The 20,622-nt window shown below is 59.6% G+C and carries 17 protein-coding genes and 2 pseudogenes; 10 read left to right on the forward strand and 9 right to left on the reverse strand.

Going from position 1 to position 20,622, the window contains the following annotated elements:
* The 8 genes and pseudogenes from IPK32_23060 (at position 1) to IPK32_23095 (ending at position 6,400) form a co-directional block, all read left to right on the forward strand.
* Positions 1 to 1,040, forward strand: a pseudogene (locus IPK32_23060) (AMP-binding protein).
* A gap of 4 nt (positions 1,041 to 1,044) precedes the next feature.
* Positions 1,045 to 1,431, forward strand: coding sequence for an aquaporin (locus IPK32_23065; protein MBK8094766.1), 387 nt, complete (start codon positions 1,045 to 1,047; stop codon positions 1,429 to 1,431).
* Positions 1,432 to 2,693: 1,262 nt separating this feature from the next.
* A complete protein-coding gene (locus tag IPK32_23070) occupies positions 2,694 to 3,122 on the forward strand; it encodes a DUF1501 domain-containing protein (GenBank protein ID MBK8094767.1) in 429 nt (142 codons plus the stop codon).
* Between the two features lie 641 nt (positions 3,123 to 3,763).
* Complete coding sequence (locus IPK32_23075; GenBank protein MBK8094768.1) at positions 3,764 to 4,420, forward strand: hypothetical protein; 657 nt, start codon at positions 3,764 to 3,766, stop codon at positions 4,418 to 4,420.
* Between the two features lie 61 nt (positions 4,421 to 4,481).
* On the forward strand, positions 4,482 to 4,973 hold the full coding sequence (locus IPK32_23080; GenBank protein MBK8094769.1) for a hypothetical protein: 492 nt from the start codon (positions 4,482 to 4,484) through the stop codon (positions 4,971 to 4,973).
* Positions 4,974 to 5,121: 148 nt separating this feature from the next.
* Positions 5,122 to 5,337 (forward strand): hypothetical protein, encoded by a 216-nt coding sequence (locus IPK32_23085; GenBank protein MBK8094770.1) that lies wholly within the window; start codon positions 5,122 to 5,124, stop codon positions 5,335 to 5,337.
* Entirely contained in the window at positions 5,282 to 5,923 is a 642-nt protein-coding gene (locus IPK32_23090) for a serine/threonine protein kinase (GenBank protein MBK8094771.1), read from the forward strand. The genes IPK32_23085 and IPK32_23090 overlap by 56 nt, the downstream gene beginning before the upstream one ends.
* 66 nt (positions 5,924 to 5,989) lie before the next feature.
* Positions 5,990 to 6,400: a response regulator gene (locus IPK32_23095; GenBank protein MBK8094772.1), complete on the forward strand. Its 411-nt coding sequence runs from the start codon at positions 5,990 to 5,992 to the stop codon at positions 6,398 to 6,400.
* A gap of 6 nt (positions 6,401 to 6,406) precedes the next feature.
* Here IPK32_23095 and IPK32_23100 read toward each other — a convergent pair whose 3' ends face one another.
* The 3 genes from IPK32_23100 to IPK32_23110 form a co-directional block, all read right to left on the reverse strand.
* A complete protein-coding gene (locus tag IPK32_23100) occupies positions 6,407 to 7,318 on the reverse strand; it encodes a hypothetical protein (GenBank protein MBK8094773.1) in 912 nt (303 codons plus the stop codon).
* Between the two features lie 31 nt (positions 7,319 to 7,349).
* Complete coding sequence (locus IPK32_23105; GenBank protein ID MBK8094774.1) at positions 7,350 to 7,625, reverse strand: OmpA family protein; 276 nt, start codon at positions 7,623 to 7,625, stop codon at positions 7,350 to 7,352.
* A 289-nt stretch (positions 7,626 to 7,914) separates the two neighbouring features.
* Positions 7,915 to 8,592 carry a hypothetical protein gene (locus IPK32_23110; protein MBK8094775.1) on the reverse strand — a complete coding sequence of 226 codons (678 nt, stop codon included), beginning with the start codon at positions 8,590 to 8,592 and terminating at the stop codon, positions 7,915 to 7,917.
* A gap of 165 nt (positions 8,593 to 8,757) precedes the next feature.
* On the opposite strand from IPK32_23110, the gene IPK32_23115 reads away from it, so the two are divergent.
* Entirely contained in the window at positions 8,758 to 9,675 is a 918-nt protein-coding gene (locus tag IPK32_23115; protein ID MBK8094776.1) for a carbohydrate kinase, read from the forward strand.
* 129 nt (positions 9,676 to 9,804) lie between these two features.
* Here the strand turns inward: IPK32_23115 and IPK32_23120 are convergent, their stop codons facing one another.
* From IPK32_23120 to IPK32_23130, 3 genes are all read right to left on the reverse strand, one after another.
* Entirely contained in the window at positions 9,805 to 12,153 is a 2,349-nt protein-coding gene (locus tag IPK32_23120; GenBank protein MBK8094777.1) for a hypothetical protein, read from the reverse strand.
* A 77-nt stretch (positions 12,154 to 12,230) separates the two neighbouring features.
* A complete protein-coding gene (locus tag IPK32_23125; protein MBK8094778.1) occupies positions 12,231 to 12,566 on the reverse strand; it encodes a hypothetical protein in 336 nt (111 codons plus the stop codon).
* Between the two features lie 262 nt (positions 12,567 to 12,828).
* Positions 12,829 to 13,314: a hypothetical protein gene (locus IPK32_23130; protein ID MBK8094779.1), complete on the reverse strand. Its 486-nt coding sequence runs from the start codon at positions 13,312 to 13,314 to the stop codon at positions 12,829 to 12,831.
* 172 nt (positions 13,315 to 13,486) lie between these two features.
* Between IPK32_23130 and IPK32_23135 the strand changes: the two genes are divergently transcribed.
* Entirely contained in the window at positions 13,487 to 13,972 is a 486-nt protein-coding gene (locus tag IPK32_23135) for a hypothetical protein (GenBank protein MBK8094780.1), read from the forward strand.
* A 10-nt stretch (positions 13,973 to 13,982) separates the two neighbouring features.
* Here the strand turns inward: IPK32_23135 and IPK32_23140 are convergent, their stop codons facing one another.
* The 3 genes and pseudogenes from IPK32_23140 to IPK32_23150 form a co-directional block, all read right to left on the reverse strand.
* A complete protein-coding gene (locus IPK32_23140; GenBank protein ID MBK8094781.1) occupies positions 13,983 to 16,877 on the reverse strand; it encodes an RHS repeat protein in 2,895 nt (964 codons plus the stop codon).
* 24 nt (positions 16,878 to 16,901) lie between these two features.
* Positions 16,902 to 17,171 (reverse strand): annotated as a pseudogene (locus IPK32_23145) (hypothetical protein).
* An 819-nt stretch (positions 17,172 to 17,990) separates the two neighbouring features.
* The gene (locus IPK32_23150; protein ID MBK8094782.1) at positions 17,991 to 20,618 is read right to left on the reverse strand and encodes a fibro-slime domain-containing protein; all 2,628 of its coding nucleotides are present in this window, start codon (positions 20,616 to 20,618) and stop codon (positions 17,991 to 17,993) included.
* Positions 20,619 to 20,622 lie beyond the last annotated feature (4 nt).

The following is a 20,622-nucleotide window of genomic DNA, read 5'->3' on the forward strand; positions in this document are numbered from 1 at the left end:
TTCTGGAAGATCATCGAAGAATACGCCGTCACCGTCTTCTACACCGCGCCGACTGCCATCCGCGCCTTCATGAAGTGGGGCGACGAATGGCTCAAGAAGCTGATTGAGCAGCCTCCGCCTGCTTGGCACCGTCGGCGAGCCGATCAGTCCAGAAGCCTGGATGTGGTATCCCTGTGAGTCGGCGGCGGCAAATTGCTAATCGTCGATACCTGGTGGCAGACTGAAACCGGCGGCCACATGATCACGCCATCCTGGAGCCATCCCCACGAAGCCCGGCACCGCCACGCTGCCCTTCTTCGGAGTCGATGTCGGCACCCTCGATGACCTCGGCAACGAAGTCGGCGCACGAATGAACGAACAAGCTCATCATCAGAAGCCCTGGCCGTCCATGCTGCGTGTCTGGGGCGACAAGAAGCGCTACCAAGAAACCTACTGGAGCGACTTCAAAGGCTAATACTTCGCTGGCGACGGAGCCCGCCGCGACAAAGACGGCTACATTTTGGATCATCGACCGCATCGACGACGTGCTCAACGTCGCCGGACATCGCCTCGGCACCGCCGAAGTCAGAAAGCGCCCTCGTTTCGCATCCTTCAGTAAACGAAGCCGCCGTTGTCATGCGTCCCGATGAACTGAAAGGCCAGGGTGTCGTCTGCTTCGTCACCGTCCGGGAAGGCATGCTCAGACCAGCCGCGACTTTGCGTTGAAGAGGCTCAAGAAGCGTCCGCAAAGTCATCGGTCCCGTTGCCACGCCCAGACGAAGTCCCTTCGCCGCCGCGCTGCCGAAAACTCGCTCCTAAGCAAAGATCATGCGCCGCCTCCTCCAGCAAATCGCTGCAGGCGAGATCATCAAAGCGACACCACGACTCTCGAAGATATCAACGTCATCGCCGCGCTCTGCCAGCAGCGAGCTTTAAGCGCCTCTCAAACCGGTCTGATCTTCGTGGTCCAGACCGGTTTTTTCTTCCAGCAACCACCAACCGCTGACCGCCCACTCGCCGAGCTGATCCCGGCACCGCGCTGCTCATCCCGCGCAGGGTGATGGCGTGGTCGCCAATGTCGTCCTGAAACAGACCAAAGGCCACGCTGCGGGCTGGATCGTCATCACGGCAGGTTGGGCCTTCGCAATGACGATCGCGGTATATGCCACGAATACCATCAGCGGGGCGCACTTAGATCCTGCCGTAACGATCGGGCTCCGCCAGCATCGGCAAATTCGATTGGGCACTCGTTCCCGCCTATGTCGGCGCTCAAATCGCCGGGGCCTTTGTCGGCGCGGTGCTCGTGTAGCTGAGCTTATCTGCCGCATTGGCGGGTCACCGATGCTCCGGGCGACAAGCTGGCCGTTTTCAGCACTGGCCCGGCGATTCGCCACAGCATCTCGAATCATCTGCGAGATCATCGGCACTGCGGTACTCGTGCTGGTGTGCTGAAGGCGTCGCATCGCCTGCGAATCTGCTTCCAGGCACCGGTTTACGACAAAGGCTTCGCGCCCGCGCTCGTCAGTGTGATCGTGGCTGGGCCATCGGCCTGAGCCTCAGCGGCCCCACCGGCTACGCTATCAATCCCGCTCGCGACTTCGGCCCGCGCCTCGCGCTGCGCGGTTTTGCCCATTCACGGCAAAGGGGCGGCGGCGATTGGGGCTACGTAGTTCCGGTGCTCGGTCCCCATCATCGGCGGTGTGATCGGAGCACAGGTTTATACGGCCTCTGGCCTGCTGCGAAGCTGAAAGTGCTCTAGCAAGACTGCTGCTCCTCACGCGTAAGAGTTTCGACCCGTGAAGGCTCCTCTGCCAAATGCGCGTTTCGCGGCGAAACATCCTGCAAGCAGGCGGCATGGGCATGCTGGGCTTTGGGCTCAATCGACTTCGTGCGCTCAGTTTCTCCGCAAATCGGCCTCGGAAAGGCCAAATCAGTCATTTGATCTTCATTGGTGGTACCGACCCATCGACCTTCAGGACCCGAAACCCGATGCGCCTTCGGAATTCGCGGCGAGTTAGCGATCAAAACCAGCGTCCCCGGCGCACATCCGGAGTGCTGCCGCAGATGGCGAAAGCGCATGCACAGAAGCTCGCGCTCATCCGCAGCGTGCATCACGGTCCGGTAGTCATAATGGCGGCATGCGCACTGGGCCGCCGTCGGCAGGCCGTATCGCGTGGATAGCACGCTCATCACACCGAACCCCACCGACCTTCCCGGCGTCGGCACGCTGTGCGGCTGGTTGGCGCAGCGGGATAGCTTTTTCAAGGCGTGCCGCCCTTGCTCATCACGCCCTTCCCCACTGCGACGGCAAGGGTGTATCTCCACGCCCGGCCAGTTCGGCGGCTGTTTGGGCAATCGCTTTGATCCCTTCGTGCTACGATGACGATCCGAACGCAAAACCTTCCGCGTGCAACATGGCGCTCGACTCCAGCCTCACGCCCGCGTTTTCGGGGAGCGCCTCGCGCTGCTGAATCACGCGAACGCCGCCGCGCGTCCATCACCTCGCCGCAGACGGCTCAAATCGACGCCTTCCAACGAGCAGGCGACCAGCATGCTGCAAACCAGAAAAACCGCCGGGGCCGCTGACCTCTCGAAAGGCCCGAAAAAGTCCGCGAACGCTTACGGTCGCAATAGCTGGGGCCAGTCGCACCTGCTCGCACCTCGATCTAGATCACGAATCCGGCACGCTTTGTCACTGCCACCGTGGGCTTTAATTGATCACTTGGGACTCCCTGCAAGAAGACAACCACAACGGCCTCAAGAGACCGTCTCTTGCCGCTCGGTGGAGCAGACTTACGCCGCTTTGCTCCGATGACCTCGAAGAACGCGGCCTGCTCGAAAGCACGCTCGTCGTCTGGATGGGCGAGTTTGGCCGCACACCAAAGATCAACAACGATGCCGGCCGCGATCACAGGCCCGGCTGCCACAGCGTCCTCCTCGCCGGCGGCGGCGGCGCCCGGCAGCGGGTCATCGGCAGCAACATGCCACTGGGTACTATCCCGATGAACGCCCCATCTCCCCTCCGACATCCACGCCAGCATCTACGCAGCCCTCGGCTACGACTACCGCGAGATCGAATACCGATCACCGATGGCCGCCCCGTGCCACTCACGGACGGCGTGATGATTCCTGAGTTGTTTTGAGGTTTAGTGACGTTTGAGTCATACGCCATCTCCTTCTCGCGTTCTTTTTCATCACCACGCTTCATGCTGAACCGCTCAAAGTCGTCCTCGCGGGCGATTCGACGGTGGCAAGTGTGCCGAATCCGCCGAAGGATCGGCCTGACCTTCCCGAATTAAAGTGGGGGGCAGATGCTGGGAGTTTTGCCTAAAGGCGACGGTGGTGAATCATGCGCGGTCGAGGACGAAATACGAAGAGTTTTCGCGAGATCGGGCTGTGGGATCAGGTGCTGAAGGAGAAGGCGGATTGGGTGCTGGTCCAGTTCGGGCACAATGACCAAAGAGTGACCCGAAACGCGGCACGGATGCGGCGACGAGTTACCGCGGAGAATTTGAAGGCCTTCATCCGCAGTGCGCGAGGGCGAAGGGAAAGCCGGTGCTCGTGACTTCGATGGCGCGGCGGGTGTTTGTGGATGGAAACTGACGACGTCGCTCACGCCGTATGTGGAGGCGGCGAAGGAGGGTGGGCGCGGAAAATGAAGGCGCCGGTCATCGGACCTGCATCCGGGCGGGCTTTGCGCTGTTTCAGCAGGCTCGGGGAGAAGTTCTGTCTGCTCTATGGGCCGGGAGAGAAGGACAAATCGCATTTTCACGCGAGGGCCCGCATGATGGCACGACTCGTGGCCGAGGGCTGGAACGCGGTACTGGAGCTGCGCGAGCATCTTCAACTGATCCCGCCACTGCCTGCGGGGCTGCCTTTTGAGGTGAAGCGTGTCGTCGTATCGAAGGGCTATGATGGAAAGACCTGCTGGGTGCATCCACGCGCCGGCGCGATCCCCGGCAAGACACCAGGTGTGGTGCTGACGATGCAAAAACTCCTCACGGGCAGCGATGTTTTTTCGCACTCCAATGAGACGCGCAGTGATGATCTCGGTGCAGCGTGGAGCCCGATCATGGAGCCCGCGGAGACGACTTGGGACGGCACAATGGGGCGGATGGTGTGGTGGTGGCTGCTTGACTTCACGCCAGTTTCACGCAAAAAGCGGCAAATTGCTCAGTATCGACCGCACAGTGCGCTACAGGGGGGATCACGTCAGCTTTTTGGTGCGGCCACGGAGACGGCGTGGTCTGTCTATGATGCCGAGAAAGCCACCTGGACGCCCTGGACGACGCTGGACATGCCGAAGAGGCAAAATTCATCAATGCAGGCGCTGGTAGCGTGCAGCGCTTTGATTTGGAGAGTGGCGACATCTTGCCGCCGATCTATTTCAGGCGGAGAAGGACAAATACTACCGCACCACCGTCCTGCGTTGCTCCTTTGACGGTGAGACGCTGAAATACTGCGAACACGGCACGGAGCTGGCGCTGGAGAGTGGCCGTGGCGTGTATGAGCCGTCGATCACACGCTGTGCGGGCAAGTTTTACCTCACGCTGCGCAATGATACGGCGGGCTATGTCGCGGTGGTGATGATGGGCTGCATTTTGGCCCCATTCAGCCGTGGAAGTTCGATGACGGTAGTGGTGGGGAACTACAACACGCAGCAGCACTGGGTGACGCATCGCGACCGACTGTACCTCGTCTATAACCGCAAAGGTGCGCACAACGACCACGTCATCCGCCACCGCGCACCGCTTTTCATGGCAGAGGTGGATCAAAAGACGCTCGCGGTGAAACGAGCCACGGAATGCGTCCTCGTCCCGGAGCGCGGTGCGAGGCTGGGGAATTTCGCCATCACTGAGGTGAGTGAAAACGAGACCTGGGTCACGGTGGCAGAGTGGATGCAGACTTACTCGCCCAACATCATTATTCCGACCGATAATGCCTTCGGTGCCGATAACACGGTCTGGGCGGCGCGGATTCTGTGGAAGGAGTGAAGAATCATGATCCCTGTGACTCCTTACTAGCATGAGGGCCGTGAATGTGCCAGATTCGGGGCTCAACAGCCACCCATGATACCAGACGCCGCCTCATCGGCCCGGTCCCGAATCGCTCCGCGCCTCCACAGTAGAGGACATCACCCGCATGATGCCGCTGGGTCGCTACTCCGTGCAGGCACGCGTGGGTATGGGTGGGATGGGCACCGTGTTCCGTGGCACGCAGTTGAGCCTGGGGCGGCCAGTGGCCATCAAGGTGCTGCGAGTGACCGATGGCTATGATTATGCCTTTGAGGACCGCTTTCGCCGTGAGGCGCGGGCGATGGCGCAGGCTCACGCATCCACACATCGTCGCCATTGCTGACTATGGGCACCTGGGGAGCGAGTTTTTATACTTCGTGATGGAGTTCATCGACAGGACGGACTTGGCCGAGATCATGCGGCTTGGTCGGATGACGCCACAACTGGCGCTACAGCTCCTACCGCAGATCGCGCTGGCGCTGGAAGACGCGCACTCCAAGGGCATCGTCCACCGCGACATCAAGCCGGCCAATATCATGCTCACACGGCAGGGTGAGGCGAAGGTGACGGACTTCGGACTCGCGAAAAGCACGCTGGTAGCGCAGTCGATGGTGACAGAGACGCACATGGTGATGGGCACTCCGGAGTATGCTGCGCCGGAGCAATACGAGGCGCATCGTGAGGTGGATCATCGAGCGGACATCTATGCTTTTGGCGTCATGGCGTATCAGATGCTCACAGGCATGCTGCCGCGTGGCTCCTGGATGCCGCCTTCGCAGATCAATGCCCTTTTGGACCCGCGTCTGGATGCCATCGTGGTGCGGGCGATGATGCCGGACCGTGCGCTGCGCTACCAGAGCATCACGGATCTGCGCCGTGATCTGGAAATCACGCTGTCGCAGCCTGCTGCGGCCCCCTGTGCCAGATAACCTCTGCGCCGTCCATGTCTGCCAGCCCCACGACGCGTCCTCGCACGGGTGCGGTCACGCAGATGAGTGGCTCCCGCTGGTGCACGGATTCTGCTTTTGGAGGATGATCTGCTCGTCCGTGATCTGCTGCGCCGCACGCTGGAGTCTGCACGGTTTGAGGTGCATGAGACGGGCGATGGGAAGGACACGCTGCGTCTTTACCAAGACGCGGTGGCCAGAGGTAGGCCCTATGACTTGGTGATCCTCGATTTGACGATCCCTGGTGGCATGTGTGGCCAGGAGACGATGAAGTACCTGCGCCAGATCGACCCACAGCTCCTCGCCATCGTCTCTAGCGGCTACCGCGATGATCCGGTGATGCAGGACTGTGCGGCCTATGGCTTCTCCGCAGCGCTGCCAAAGCCCTATCAGCGTGAAGCACTCATCCAACTGGTGAATAGCGTCCTCGCGGTCGGCAGGCAAAAAGTAGCTGCCTAGCGTGAACTAAGCGGCTCCGGCTGCTTGGGCGTTTTTTTCCGCGTGGAGTCGCTGGGCCTGGCCGACCCAGTCCTCGCGTGTGATACGGTCTTTGAAGGCCAGGCGGGTGGAGAATTCTTTAATGAGTGGCTCGTCCCACGCGGCGATTTGAGCGTAGGTGTAGATGCCGAACTCGTGCAGCCGAGCCTCCAGCACTTTGGCGATGCCTTTCATGGCCGTGAGGTCATCACGCTCAGTGACGGGTGGTGGTGTTTTGAAGACGAGGCCGAGTTTTTCATCGAGTTCTGGCTTTACGGTAGGTGGCGGTGCTGGTGGCACCTCGGGGAAGATGCCTTCGATACCGAGATCTACGGCTCCGAGGCCGCTGCCGCCGACATCTGAGGGCGCAGATGGAGCGGTGGGCTCGCTAGTCGGCTGCTTTTTCGAAGCGGGTGGCGTGGGGGAGATGATCGCGGCGAGTGCTGAGGGTGCGTGTGCGGGCTGTGGCGGCTCTGGAGTGGAGAGGACCTCGGGGATGAGGATGTTTTTCGCCCGCGAAGAAACACGACGCGTAGGGCCCGCATTCTCGGGGCTGGTGGCTGGCAGCACGGGTGGTGGCGCTACCTCTGCTGCTTCGGCTGGCACGGATAGGCTGGGTGGTGTCGGCAAAGTCGGCAGCACCTCTGTGACCATGTGCCCACCGCCCGGACGCACGGACTGCTCACCGAGCTTGCGCTTCAGCGTAGCGATCTCTTCGAGCTGGGCATCTATCTCTGCCGCTTGGAGACGGGACTGCTGCTTGTACCGGCCCCACGTCACATGGCCAAAGGCGAGCCCGATCAAAAAGAACACCGTGCCCATGATCAGCACAAAGGCTGCGCTGTGCATGAGCATGTAGAGCAGCGTGTCTGTGGAGAGAGTCTGGAGATCGAGATTCATGAAGTTGGGGGCGGATTCTCAGTGTCTCTGCTTATTTGATGAGGATCTCGACGCTGCGTGGCGGAGCCGCTGCAGAGTCTGGTGGTACAGGGTCGCAGGCGATGGCCGTGATGTCGCTGGAGGGCACGCCCTCCTCCTCCAGAAAGGAGAGTACGGCCTCTGCACGTGATTTGGCTAATCGCGCCTCTTTTTCTGCATCCGCAGCAGCAGGATCAGGATGCCCAGCGATGACGAGAGCGAGTGCGGGGCCAGCATTGAGCAAAGCGGGAGCCAGCGCCGAGAGGCGAGATTGCTCCGCACGCGGGATGCGAGTGCCAGATTCAAAACCACGGTGCCCTCACGCAGTAGGCCGCGCAGTTGTGCCAGGGTCGCAGCGGGGAGCTGGGTCTGCGTCTTGTAACCGGGGAAATGATACTCGGAAGGTAGCAGCGTGAGGCGCGAGTCCACTACCGCACCACCCGTCACGGGCCGCAAAAGAGCCAGCCACTCACTCTCAAGCCGCCGTGTGGCCACGCCCGTGATGCGCGGGCTCTGCTGATCATGCATCTCAAAGAGACGCGGCGCTGGAGCGGCGAAAAAACTCGCCGCGAAGGCCGCTAGCGGCTCTTTTTTCGCAAAGAGGCCGGACGCACATGTGGGCTGGCTTTGAGCCCACCTGGATCGACGACATGGGCCGCGCCCGCTCCAGAGATGGCCGCGACGAGCGCCTCCTTGATCCCGCCCGCTGGCAGCATGCCACTGAGCACGATCATGTCCTCTGTGGCTTCGATTTTCAGCTCCGCTGGCACATGCAGGGAATCGAGGATCGGCGCGAGAAAGGCATCCGTGGCATCGAGTGGTGGCTGATAATCCTCTGGCCAGCGCACCTCCGGTGCATGGCGTAGCTCCGAGGTGTCGATCTGCAAATCTGGGCGCAAATCTGCCAGCAGCGCAGACAGCGCAGCCACATCCTTCTGCTCCGGTAGCCATCCACTCACGCGCAAAGTCTTCTCACCCAGCTCGTGCCGCACACTGGCAAAAACGTGGATGCGGTCCGCCTGGGGCTTTAGCCGCAGCACGCCGATCTGGCGGATCGCCTCCAGCGCCCGCTCATGAGCGGGAGGATCAGCCGCCTCACCCGCGAGGTCGATGTCTAGGCAATGCAGTGTCACGACTGGATCACGCACACCCGCAGCGAGCAGCCGCGCCTTTGCCTCTGCCACCAGCCCTGGGAGCTCGTGCTTCGCAAAGAGCCATGTATGAACCCCTGCCGCGACAGGCAGAAGGATCAGCATGAGAAAAAAAAGACTCAGACGCATGGCACGGGAACAGGGTCGGAGGTGGTGCTTGACACACCGGGGGCGGAACCGATGATCGGCGGCCCTTTCCGGCGCGGCTTTGATTTAAAAGTACGCGGCGCATTGGGCAACAACTAACTACTTCACCTTCCTTTACCACCCATGTCCGTCGTCATCGCAGGCTCCGTCGCACTCGACAATGTCAAAACTCCGCAGGATGAGCAGAAAAACCTGCTCGGCGGCTCCGCCAGCTACGCAGCACTCGCCGCGAGCATCTTTAGCCGCCCCGTGCACCTCGTCGGCATCATCGGTCATGATTTCCCACAGGCGCACCTCGACATGCTCGCCAGCCATGGCGTGGAGCTCGGCGGGCTGGAGCGCAGCAGTGGAGCCTCCTTCACCTGGACCGGTGAATACCACGAGGACATGAACAACCGCACCACGCACAACGTCGCCGTGAACGTGCTGGAAAACTGGAGCGTGAAACTCCCTGCCGCCGCCCAGCAGGCAAAAATCGCCATCGCTGCGAACATGCATCCAGAAAACCAGATGCAGATGATCGACCAATGCGGAGCGGTCGATTTCATCGCCGCAGACACCATGGACCTCTGGATCAGCATCGCCAATGAGCGCCTGCATGACGTGCTGAAGCGCATCGACCTACTCGTCATCAATGACGGCGAGGCCAAAGAATTTGCAGGCACCACCAATCTCGTCGAAGCCGGTCGTAAGCTCCGCGCCAAAGGCCCGAAATTCGTCATCGTGAAGCGCGGTGAGCATGGCAGCTACCTTTTCGGCGAAAATGCCGAGCACTTCTTCTCCTGCAGCGCCTATCCGCTGCCCAGCGTCTTTGACCCCACGGGCGCCGGCGACAGCTTCCTCGGTGGTCTCTGCGGTTGGCTCTCCGCCCACGGCAAGACGAAGCCCACCTTCGACGACCTACGCCAAGCCGTCGTCCACGGCAGCGTGGTGGCCAGCTACACCTGCGAAGCCTTCAGCACCCACAAACTGCAAACCGTCACCGCACTCGATGTCGCCCAGCGCATCGCGGAGCTGAAGGCCTACACGCAGTTTGCGTGAGATGCATGACTCGTCACGGCACTTCAGAAAAGCAGAACGCCGCCCTGACCGTGAAAAAAAGCAGGGCGGCGTCTGAAATGCCCGGTTAGCGTTCGAGGAGAGCGCCTCCGGGCAAAGTGAAGATCTTTGTCAGGGCTGAAGGTCGCTGACTTCGAGGCGGACGAATTTCTTTGCGGTCACTCCTGGGACAGCGAGTACGCGGAAAGTTACCGATTCCGTGATGCCATCGCCTGTGGGCACAGGGCTGCCGACTAGTTCGATTTGGGTGCCGGTGCGATCCCAGGTGCTGAGGTTATCTGAGACCGCAACTACGTAGCTGATGATGCCTGAGCTGACGATTCTGCGATTGAAGGTGATATGCAGGTATTGCTGGCCATCCAGAGCGTGGGTTTGCAGAGAGCTGACCATGTATTCGCCAGGGGCAGAGTTTTGGACAGGATTGAGATTGAAGGCGAACTCAGCAAAGTTACTCAAAAAGTCGCCATCGGCATCCGCACTGGGCGTTTGGTTGGCTGGGGGCTGATTCTTGAGGTAGTAAGTGGCCCAGTTGCCAAAAGTCGTGACTTCATGCAGCAGTCCGTACTTCCGCAGCCGATCTGCTGCTTCTGCCTGGGTTCCATTGGGAAGGACTCCGTCAAAAGTGGGGTCTGGAAAGGTGCCAGCGACCGCTCGGTCCCCACTGAGGCCTGGTGCCTGCTGGCGGAGCGATTTGTTCGAGCTGACAAATTTAGAAAAGTCCACCGCTTTGCCCGCTACCGTGGTCACGCCGTTAAATGAGGCTGAGACGCTTTGCGCATGCGTCCGGGCCTCTTGCTCTTGGGCGGTGTAGTTGGTTGGCAGGCTGAAAAGGAAGCTTTCGTCTGCCGGGTTCACACGGTTGAGTCGGATGAAGGCGGAGCCGGCTTGATATGCTGTGTTGGCAGCCTGGATGGCGTTTTTGAAAGCGGTGCGTCCATTGGTGCCGGTGCCTTCTAGCAGGTGGATCGTGTCATCGAATAGCTTTTCTGCGTTGAGCGTTTGTGTGTTGTAGGCATCCACGGCATCCGCCACCGAGACTGCGGCGTCAAAGGTCTGCATCAAGCAGATCAGGGCATCGATCATGTGTGTGGTAGCACGCAGCAGGTGGACGTCGCCCGCGTCGATGGTGGCATACTTGACCACACTTTCAGAGTCGGAGAGGCTCGTTACAAAAGAAGATGAGGCTGCTTTGTCGAGGTGTGCACGGATGGTGCTCAGTGCGGGCTTCACCGTGTTGATGAGGTAGTTGATGCCATGCACCGAATTGGTCCCCTGGGCGACGACGCGGTTGCCAAAGGCATCCTTCGGCATGGTGTAGCCCCCGCTGTAGAGATCCGAGTCCACGATGCCGATGCCGCTGAGTGCCGTCGCAAAGGCTGTTCCCTGCTCCAGCATGGCGAAGCCGCTCATCGCTTTGAAGAAATTTGCCTCTGGGTGATTGGCATCTAGTGCCAAGGCGGCCTGGAAGGAGGCATCTGCATCTGCAAGGCTCGCGCTGTCTTGCATTTCCAGACTGGCACGCCCGCGCTGCATGTGATCGGATAGAGTGATGGGCACAGTCGGCAGGGTGCTGAAGCTGAGGGTGACTGCGCCATAGTCGTTCAGCGTTTCACCCCGCACTCTGAAGTAGTACGTCGTTCCACCGACTGCCTGCAAAGTTAATCGAGACCGACCGAGCGCATCCGCATCATGACTTTCACGGAGAAGCGTCAGCATGGTGACATCTGTGCCGGTATAGACTTGCAGCACGGTGTTGGCCGCGCCGGTGAGGGTATCCACGTTCACCAGCGATGTGGCGGGGGCCGTCCACTTCCACCAGATGGTCCGAGGTGCGTTCCACGGGTTGGGGGCTTCCGGCTCCCCGGGTTCCCCCGTGGTGAAGGCATTCAAAATGCTGGCGGAATTGCCACTTGTCGCGTTGCCTAGATCGGTGGCGTTGGCGAAGTTGTCATTGGCCGGCGGGTTGCCTAAATGGATTTGAAAATCCGCCGAAGAGGGTGGGTAGAAGCCGAAGAACATGCCTCCATCGACCGCGATTTGGTAAGTAGTGCCCGCCGTGGCCTCCAGCGTGAGTAGCGTGGGATTGTCAAAGCCCCCGCTTACCACTGGCGTGAGGGTGGCCAGATCGCTGCCGGTGTACATGGCAAAGATCGGCACATAAACCAGATCCCACGGATAAATGGGGGCATGATTCGTCAGGGCAAACTGATACGTCGCAGTCGCTGGTGCTGTCCAAGTCCACCATGCGGACTTCCCTCCAGTCATCCCGGCATGGACAGGTTCATTCGTCTCACGACTCGCATCGATCGTGCTACCATTGACGACAAACTGCGTGCCCGTGAGCGCGGTGCGATTGGCGAAATGGTCATTGGCAGGAGGCGCAGCGAAGCCGTGAATACCTACCCCCAGAGCCGCTAGGAGGGAGAGATGGTGAAGCCAGCAGGTAGTGGTTGTTTGCATACGGGGTTTTGAAAGGGACAATGCTCTACTAGGAGTATATGCAATCCAGGTTCGTTCGTTACAGTTGGGCTGCGCTTTTATTCAGGGTGCTGGCGTTTCTCCTCCCACCTTGCCAGGGCGGCTTGACCCGCCTCGGTATCCCAGTGGCGGGCCATCTCGTAGTTGTCAGGGCCGGTCTTTGTCTGGCAGCCCAGGCTTTCGCGGCATTGCTTGGGCTTGAATCCACTGTCGTGGAGGGTGCAGCGGTCGTTTTCCAGGAATGTACACCGGCCTTTTTTGACCCAGCCTAGGAGCATGGCAAAGTAGTTTAGCTCGGGCGCATTGCCTCCCTCGCAGTGGATGGAGGCGGGGGCGAGCACATACAGGCGTTCGGTGTTGGCGAGCCGGTGGCTCGGCTCCAGCCAGTCCCGCATGAGTCGGGGGGCCTAATCCGGCATCCATGGCCCGCATGGCCTCCGCCGGGGTCATCCAGCCGGGGTTCCGCTGGCACAGGCTCACGCATTCCTGACAGTGGCACACTCGCAGAGGGCGGACCGGCTCCCTTGGTGCCAGCTCCTCCTGTTCCTCCATCTCGCCACGCAGGTTGTTGCGCAGGTCGCGGTAGCGCCTGCGCGCCCCGCTGGGGCGGTGGCGGGTGCCGTGGTCGGTGTAGGTCTTTTTCATAGCTTCAGCTTCTTACCAATTCTCATCCCAGCCGTCTTCACCGTGATAGTTCCGCCAGGCTTTTGGCTGCTCGACTATCGGATCTGCGTTGCCCGGCTTCTCCAATTCCTCTCGCCGTTGACGGCCAATCTCTTGTTCAAGTTCGGAGATCTCCTCGCGGGCGGCGATCCAGGATTCTTTGGAGGGAATGACCCGTGGCCGGAATTCACGCTGGATGGGCGCAGGCGGTTCAGCTTGTGGCGGTGCCTTCTCGGCCAGCACTTGTTTGGCTCGCTGAACGTCCGCTTCCGGAACCTCGACCACGAGCGAGGTCACACTGCCAAACTCCAAGGACCATCCGCCAGAACTGGTAGGATCGGCCACCATCCGCTCACAGTCGCGGGAGGTGTAGCTCTCCTTCCAGACGATCCCTGCCGCCGTCAGCCGTTGCTGAACTCGCCTGGCTTTAGCAAGGTCGAGAGTTTCGTTATCTTCCACATCCTCATCAAAGACCGTCACCCATCGCTGAACCGGTGCCTGAGCATCCAGACGCCTGCGCTACTCTTTCTCCAGGGCGGTGATTTCATGCTGAGCCGTTGCCCAGTTTTCTTTGGAGGGGTGGAGCGTCGGCTGATATTCATCTGAGCAGGGCTTGGGACATCCGTATCCGCGCCGGTCAGATCGGGGGACGGTGCAGGTTTACACCATCACTTATCGCTGCGAGGTTTGCCGGAGCGTGCTTCATGCGGTGCTGGTGAGGCGGGAGGGGATGAGGCTGCATCTGTGCGGGTTTGCGTCGCGTCGGGAGCAGAGGGCGGCACGGTCAGTGTCGAAGGCGTTGGAGCCGATTCTGGTGGATGCGGACAATGCGGTGGCGGAGGGGGATTTGTTCGCGGGTTACTATCACCTGCGGACGATGCTGGAGCACTACATGAAGTGCTGTTTGGGCATCGGGGTCGAGGTGCAGATGCGCGGGGAGGAATTGGTGGCTCAATACAACGCCACGCTGCCCAACAGCTTGAAGGAAACGCTGCCGTCGCTGAAAACCGCGTATGAAAAGCTCAGTCAATCTCTGCACAGCCGAAGTGGAAGCTGTGAAGAATACGCAGCCCATCAGTCGGCGGTCTGCGATCACTTGGCGGGAGTTGAACTATTGATGAAATACCAATGCCCGTAAACTCTTCGAATCATTTAATAAGGCCCAGTGTTTTCAGCCTTTGAATCGCTGTCTTACTGCCCTCTCCGAATCCAAATGCGAAACCCTCAGAGAGTGTGCAAGGAACCTCAATGCCTACATGTCCGAGTGCGTCACTAACCTTACCACATGCTTTTCCTTGCCAGTTTGCCCGATCTTCTAGAACATCAAGGGCCTCATCTATTTCGTCCCCGATCCTCTTGGCAAAATCATCAAGCCCTCCTTGGATGTCAGGGATATCACTGCTACCACCCAGGAATAGTCCGAGATAAATCAAATTGGTTGCGCTATAGCCATGCAGGTAACCGATAAATCGGCCGATAGCAGCGCCAGCCGGGCCGTTCGCAACAGTGTCAACTAGTATGCCGTATTCGAGAGCTGAAGCGCCTGTCGGATCACTGTAATTGATCGGGGCATTGAACACATAGCGATACAGACCGAAATCACCGCTTTTGCCCCGGATGTGGTCTTCTGAATTGAAAACTCCCGTCAAACTATTCAGTAGCCTGCTCCGATAGAAGTAGTTTCCCGAAGGCATGACTTCGCGCGCCGTAAACCCATACCGCTCTGTCGCAAAGATACCTCCACCAACAAGATTGTTTCCGAACGAATCATAGGCAACAGAGTTTGTAAGGCCGCCGCTTGAGGCGGCGAGGCCGCGAATAGAACCCAGTTTGTCGGAAAGATACCACTGCGTTCCAGTTCCGGGTGTCCATTTGGCTAAGTTGCCATCAATGCGGTTAGTGAATAGATACCGGGCAGTGGCTCCGCCCGCAGCGGAGTAGTCCGCCCATGCGTTGTCCTGTTGGTAGGCGATATGGGTGATGGTGCCGTTGACGTTGAGTGTGATGCGGCGGTCCAAAACATCGAAGACGTAGCTCTGTTGATTGAGAACAGCGCCTCCTGCCGAGGCTCTCTTGACGATGGAAGTCACGCGGCCACGGTGGTCATAGGCAAGGTTCGTCACCTTGCCGGTCGCGATCTCAGTCTTGGTGATGAGATTGCCCTCGGCATCATAAGAGAAGTTGAACAAGCCATCGCTTTGCAGGCGATTGGCGGTGCCGGTGGTGTAGGCGGTGTGGAGGTGCGAAGTGGTGCGGTTGCCTGCCTTGTCATACGAGTAGGTTTCGTCGGGGTAGGCGGCATCGGTGTGATTGGCTGAGGTGAGCTGACCGGTGAGGTCATACCCATAGGTGGTGGAGTTTCCCTGGCTGGACTGGCTGGTGACCTGGCCCTCAACATCGTAACCGTAAGTGAAGTTGGTTCCGGCGTTGTAGAGAGCGCCAGCGGCGTTCTTGTGCTGAATCTGCTTCACCCAGCCCTGCGGGGCGATCTGGTCGTAGGTGGTGCGGCTGACCTGATTCGTGAGGGTGCTGTCAGCGAAGCGCTTCAGGCTGGTGATCTGACCGCGGCCATTGCGGTCGATGTCCACACTGGCGGGGCTGATGCCGCCACCGGTCCAGATGAAGTGGTCGCTGCGGCCCCGGACATCGTGGGTGGTCTGCACCTGCATGCCGGCGTTGTCGATCACGGAGGTGAGACGGCCGTCTTTGTCATAGCTGTGGAAGAGGGTGACGGCGGGCAGGCCGGGCGTGCCGGCATTGGAGACCTGGGTGATGCGGCTGCTGCTGTCATACTGCCAGGCGTAGGCGCTGTCTGGATCGGCGATGGTGGCGCGGCGGCCGAGGTCGTCGTAGGTGATGGCGATGGTGCGGAGGATGCTGTCATCCGGGGCGTGCCAGCGCTCGGCGGTGGGCTGGTTGCGCTCGTTGTAGAGGAAGGAGCGCTTGCGGCTGTTGCGATCCACGATGGCGCTGGTGTTGCCTGCCAGATCGTAGCTGACGGTGGTGGAAGCTCCGGCGGCATCGCGGCGGGTGGTCATGCGGCCATCGCGATCAAAGCTGAACTCGGTGCGGTTGCCCACGGGGTCGATGAGGGCGGTGAGGTGGCCGTCGGCGTCGTACTCGTAGTTCAGGATGACGTCGTTGGTGTCGTTGCTGTCGTTGGTGAGCAGCTTGATCTCGCGGGTGAGGCGGTTTTTGTCGTCGTAGATAAATTTGGCGATGCGGCCCAGACGGTCGGTGCGCTTGAGGAGGTTGTTGTTGGCGTCGTACTCGAAGGTGGTGACTTTGCCATCGTGGTCGGTCTCGCTGATCTTGCGGCCATTGGCATCGTAGGCGGAGCGGGTGATGGCCCCGGTCTCATCCGTGACTTTGGTGACCTGGCCGAGGGAGTTGTACTCCAGCAGCTTCGTGCTGCCATCGGCATAGGTGATCGTGGAGGGACTGCCGCAGGGGCAGCCGGCGGTGTAGTCGTAGGTGGTAACGTTTCCCTCGAAGTCGGTGGAGGAAACGAGGCGGCTCTGAAGGTCATAGACGAAGTCGCGGTGGTGCCCGGCGGCGTTGGTGATGCGGGTGAGATTGCCCGCGGCATCGTAGGTGGCGGCTTCGCTGCTCTGGAGCGTGCCTGTGGCATTGCGCCGCTGGAGGGAGGTGATCTTGTTCAGCGCATTGTAGGCGTAGGTGGTCACGGTGCCGAGGGGGTCGGGCTCGGGGAGTTTGTGGCCACGGGCGTCGTAGGTGAAGGTGGTGCGGTTGCCACGCGGGTCGATGATGGCGGTTTCTTTGTCTGGATTGGCGGTGTCCGCATATTCGTAGCGGGTGATGCCGCCCTCGGGCTTGCGTTCTTCCAGGAGATTCCCCCGAGCGTTATAAACAAGGGTGGTGACATTCCCCCGAGCATCGGTGCGGGTGCCGGTGAAGTTCGCGGGGTCGAAGCTCTGCGCGATGCGGTTGCCCTGGGCATCAATGACGGCGACGACGCGGCCATCGGGGCCGTATTCCGTGTGCTGGGCTCGGCGACCGAGGGGATCAATGACATCCTCCAAGTAATGCGCGGGATTGGTGCGGTAGGTGAACTGGGTGACGTTGGTCAGGCGGTCGGTGACACTGATGAGATCGCCTGCGGCATTGTAAGCATAGCGGATGGAGCGCCCGTCTGGATCACGAATCTCGGTGATGCGGCCCTGGGCATCGCGGATGAACTGGATGGAGACGCCGCTGGTGTGGGTGATGCCATCGCGGGTAAAGGTGAGCTGGTTGCTGGCGGGATCGACGGCATTTTTGAGCCCGTCTGTCTGCGTGTAGGTGAAGCGGTACCATCGGGCCGGGTGACGATGAATTCATCCGGGTTCCAGCCGAAGCCGAACATGAAGAGCCGCGCGGTGCCATCGCTGCCGACGGAGAGGAAGCCCTGGTCGCCCTCCGGCACGGAGAGCTTTTCATACACGCCGGGATCAGGCACGAACTTGGCGCGATAGACGGAGCCGAAGAGTGAACCCGCCGCAAACTCCGGCTGGAAGGTGAAGCCGATGCGCCGCCCCTCCGGCGTGGTGACATAAACGCGGGTGCCCTGGCGGTAAGGATTGGCCGTGAAGAGACCGCCCACACCGAGCGTGGTCTCGCGGATGTCGCCATCCTGCACGCCGAGCTTCCAGCCGTATCCGAAATCGCCCACGCGCTTGGCTTCCAGGGTGTCGTAACTGCGGGTGATGGTGATGGGGATGCCTGCGAGGGGGATTTGCAGGTCGGTGAAGTCGAGGCGGAAGTTGCCGAGCTTGGCATCGCCAGAGACATGGTAGATGGCCGGGATGACGTAACCGCGCCCGCTGGTGTTGTAGGCGAGGAGACGGACCACATAGGAGTCATTGCGCAGCATCGTGGTATCCAGCGTGCCGAGCACGGCATCTGTCTGCGCCGTGGTGCCGCTGGCGATGCGAGTCCAAAAGGTGCCGGTGCCGAGGTTCTGCATGTCCACCAGTTCCGCCGGGGCATATTCCAGCGCCCAATCCCGCAAGGTGCCGCCATTCGAGTCCACCGTGCCGCGAATCTGGGTGAGGTAGGTGAGTGTGCTGTCCGTGGCGGGAGAGGTGATGATGACGTTCGGGTAAGGTCCGGTGCCCGTGCCGGTGCCGCCACCGGGGGGATCGGGGTCGGCTGGATCACGCACGACGAGCCTGGAGATTGGTCTGTGTGGTTTGCCCGGCGGTGTCGGTGGCTGTCGCCAGGAGTTCACGGACACCTTTTGTGGTGTAGGTGGTCGTGTAATAGCCCTGGGCGTTCAGGGTGACAGGCGTGCCATCAATAGCGAGGGTGTGCTGGGTGATGCCGATGTCGTCGATGGCGGAGACTTGCAGGGAAACCTGCTGGCCGATGTTGGGCTGATCTGTTGAAGCATTGATCTGAACCGCAGGCGGCAGATCAGCCTCCAGCACGTTGACAATGAAATTCTGGCGGCCTGCATTGCCAGCAGGGTCACGGGCCTCAATGGTGAATTCGTAGCTGCCAGCGGTGTCTGGAATCCAACGGAGCAGGCCCGTTGTGCTGTTGATAAAAGCTCCACTTGGAGTTGGACTGGCTGTTAAGTTGGGAACAATGAAATAGCTTACCGCCAACTTCTCCGGGTCCTCGGCAAGAGCTTGGTAAACGAAGACTGTTTGCCCTAGCAAAATGGAAGTTTGCATCCGAAAATTTGATTCGGATGTCTGACGTTCGGCATAGAACAGATCAAAACGGTATGGGTTGCCCGCAGTAAGTCCAAGCGTGTCTAATGACACTGAGCGCGACAGGCTTTGATGAATACCCCCAAGATCGATCACCAATTTGCCATCAATAAATACCCAAAGATCATCGTCACCAGTGAAGCTGAATACTTCGCCGCCGCGATATTTGAAAAGTCCGCTGTATTGCAGTGTGAAGTGATAATTGTTGCTCCGGCCTTCATTGCCGAATCCAAGGCCGTTGATCGGAAAAAAAGCATTGCTGCTATGTTGGTAAATGCCAGACCCGACAGCCGTTTCGACGAGATTCAGATTCTGATCAAACCGTAAGTTTTTCCCGGCCACATCTCGATACCATTCATTGAATGTTGAGGCGCTGGTGATACCACCGCTGCCAGGGCTTGCCACAAAAGTTGGCATGCTTGACGAATCGAGAGTGCTGGCAACCAATCCTGTCACAAAGCTGCCGCCATTCTCGAAATCAGAATGTGCATCAGAGAAATCTCGAATGGTAACAGGAATTTCCACAGAACCATCCGAAAGCCTGGTGCCGCCTTCTAGTGAATGCCCGGCGGGTGGAATCGATGTAAAATAAGGCGCATAGTTTGAAGCCCCTAAATACTCGAAATCCAACGACTCTGTCGCGACCACTGCTCCCGATGCATTCAACGCCCTCAGTTCAAGCCGATGGGGGCCAACGCTTACTGTGCCGTCGGCCAGGGAATCCATGACTGTCTTGCTGAGGATGGCTTTTTCAGCGGAGACGGTCTGCGCGGTCACGTTGACAAAGGCACGGTCAGCCAGCCTGGCTTCCAAGGTGGCGAACTTGCTGTAGCCGACGATGCCGACGGCGACATCGTAGAGGCTGCTGCGATTGTCAGTCTGGGAGGTGCCTGTGTCGGTGCGGAGGTAGGCGTGCAGGCCAGGGGCCTCAGCGAGGGTGGTGAAGTAGGTGGTGAGGACCTTGTTGCGGTCTGGATCGGTCACCGAATCGTTGAGGTCGAAGTCGAGCTGGTTGCGGAAAGGCGGCTGGCCGGAGGATTTTTGCCAGGTGTCACGCAGGACAGAGGCGTCTTTAAAATCCACGTCACGATCTCCATCTGAGTCACCCGCCAACTGGTGGAAGCCGAAGGTGAAGTCGTCGATGGAAACCCGTTCGGCAGAGTACTTGCCGAACAGGTCTGGGCCGACGAGGCGGTCCGTCTCGAGCCAGGCGATGTAGTTGCCATCCGGCAGGAGCACCTGCGGGTCTTTGTTCAGCATCCAGGTGGCGGAGAAATTGCGCGGATCATGGATGAGCGTGGCCCCGGAGAGGTCATGGAGCTGGCCTGTGGCGAGGTTCCTGGCTTTGAGATGGGAGCTTTGGATCGCTGAACTGACATCTCGATCAAAGGTCATGCCGATGCCCTGGATCATGGAGCGCTGGGACTGGCCTTGATTGATGTAGGCGGCAACAGGATTCGGGGATTCGAGGTAGGCATCATTCAAGCCAAACGAAAAGCCGTGCCAGTTTTCTGGCCCAGTTGATGTCCAGCTAATTTCGGAAAATGTTCCTTCGAATCTGATCAGCCCATGCCCTTCGTGTCCACGAAGCTCAGTGAAGCCTACTTTTTGAAAGCTGCCGTTGCCCCAGTAACCACGTCCAGTGCTCACGAGCACATAGGGCACGGAGAAATTGTAAATTACAGGTATTGCACCGCCCAAGCTGACGATCGCCATGACAGGATCCTTTACTGGACGAGCAAACCGAACTCTCTGTGTTTTGTTAATCCCGCCCTTGAGCGCCATGATGTCAGACGCTGGTGGCGCGTTGCTTACCAATGTGGAAAGATAGGGAGTCGCAGGCACCCAATAATTAGGTTCTCCAAGCGCTCCCGTTTGAGCGAAGAAAATTTCGCCACTGTATTCAACCTCTGTCACGTTGGGAGTGGCTTCAGCAATCACCCCTGACGCTGTACCGAGTGACACATTGGCTGATTTCCAGTCTATCCAACTATAGTCTGCGCCAAGACAGGCTACAGCGAACATGTGAAAGAGTCCGAATAGTGAAACTGTGATTTTTTCTCTCATGGCA

The sequence above is a fragment of the Verrucomicrobiaceae bacterium genome (assembly GCA_016713035.1).
Lineage (GTDB): Bacteria > Verrucomicrobiota > Verrucomicrobiia > Verrucomicrobiales > Verrucomicrobiaceae > Prosthecobacter.

Coding starts and splice junctions, on each gene's coding strand:
- IPK32_23110 (MBK8094775.1), bottom strand. CDS start 8,592: ATGCTGATCCTTCTGCCTGTCGCGGCAGGGGTTCATACATGGCTCTTT.
- IPK32_23085 (MBK8094770.1), top strand. CDS start 5,122: ATGATGCCGCTGGGTCGCTACTCCGTGCAGGCACGCGTGGGTATGGGT.
- IPK32_23115 (MBK8094776.1), top strand. CDS start 8,758: ATGTCCGTCGTCATCGCAGGCTCCGTCGCACTCGACAATGTCAAAACT.
- IPK32_23075 (MBK8094768.1), top strand. CDS start 3,764: ATGATGGCACGACTCGTGGCCGAGGGCTGGAACGCGGTACTGGAGCTG.
- IPK32_23150 (MBK8094782.1), bottom strand. CDS start 20,618: ATGAGAGAAAAAATCACAGTTTCACTATTCGGACTCTTTCACATGTTC.
- IPK32_23100 (MBK8094773.1), bottom strand. CDS start 7,318: ATGAATCTCGATCTCCAGACTCTCTCCACAGACACGCTGCTCTACATG.
- IPK32_23125 (MBK8094778.1), bottom strand. CDS start 12,566: ATGCGGGACTGGCTGGAGCCGAGCCACCGGCTCGCCAACACCGAACGC.
- IPK32_23120 (MBK8094777.1), bottom strand. CDS start 12,153: ATGCAAACAACCACTACCTGCTGGCTTCACCATCTCTCCCTCCTAGCG.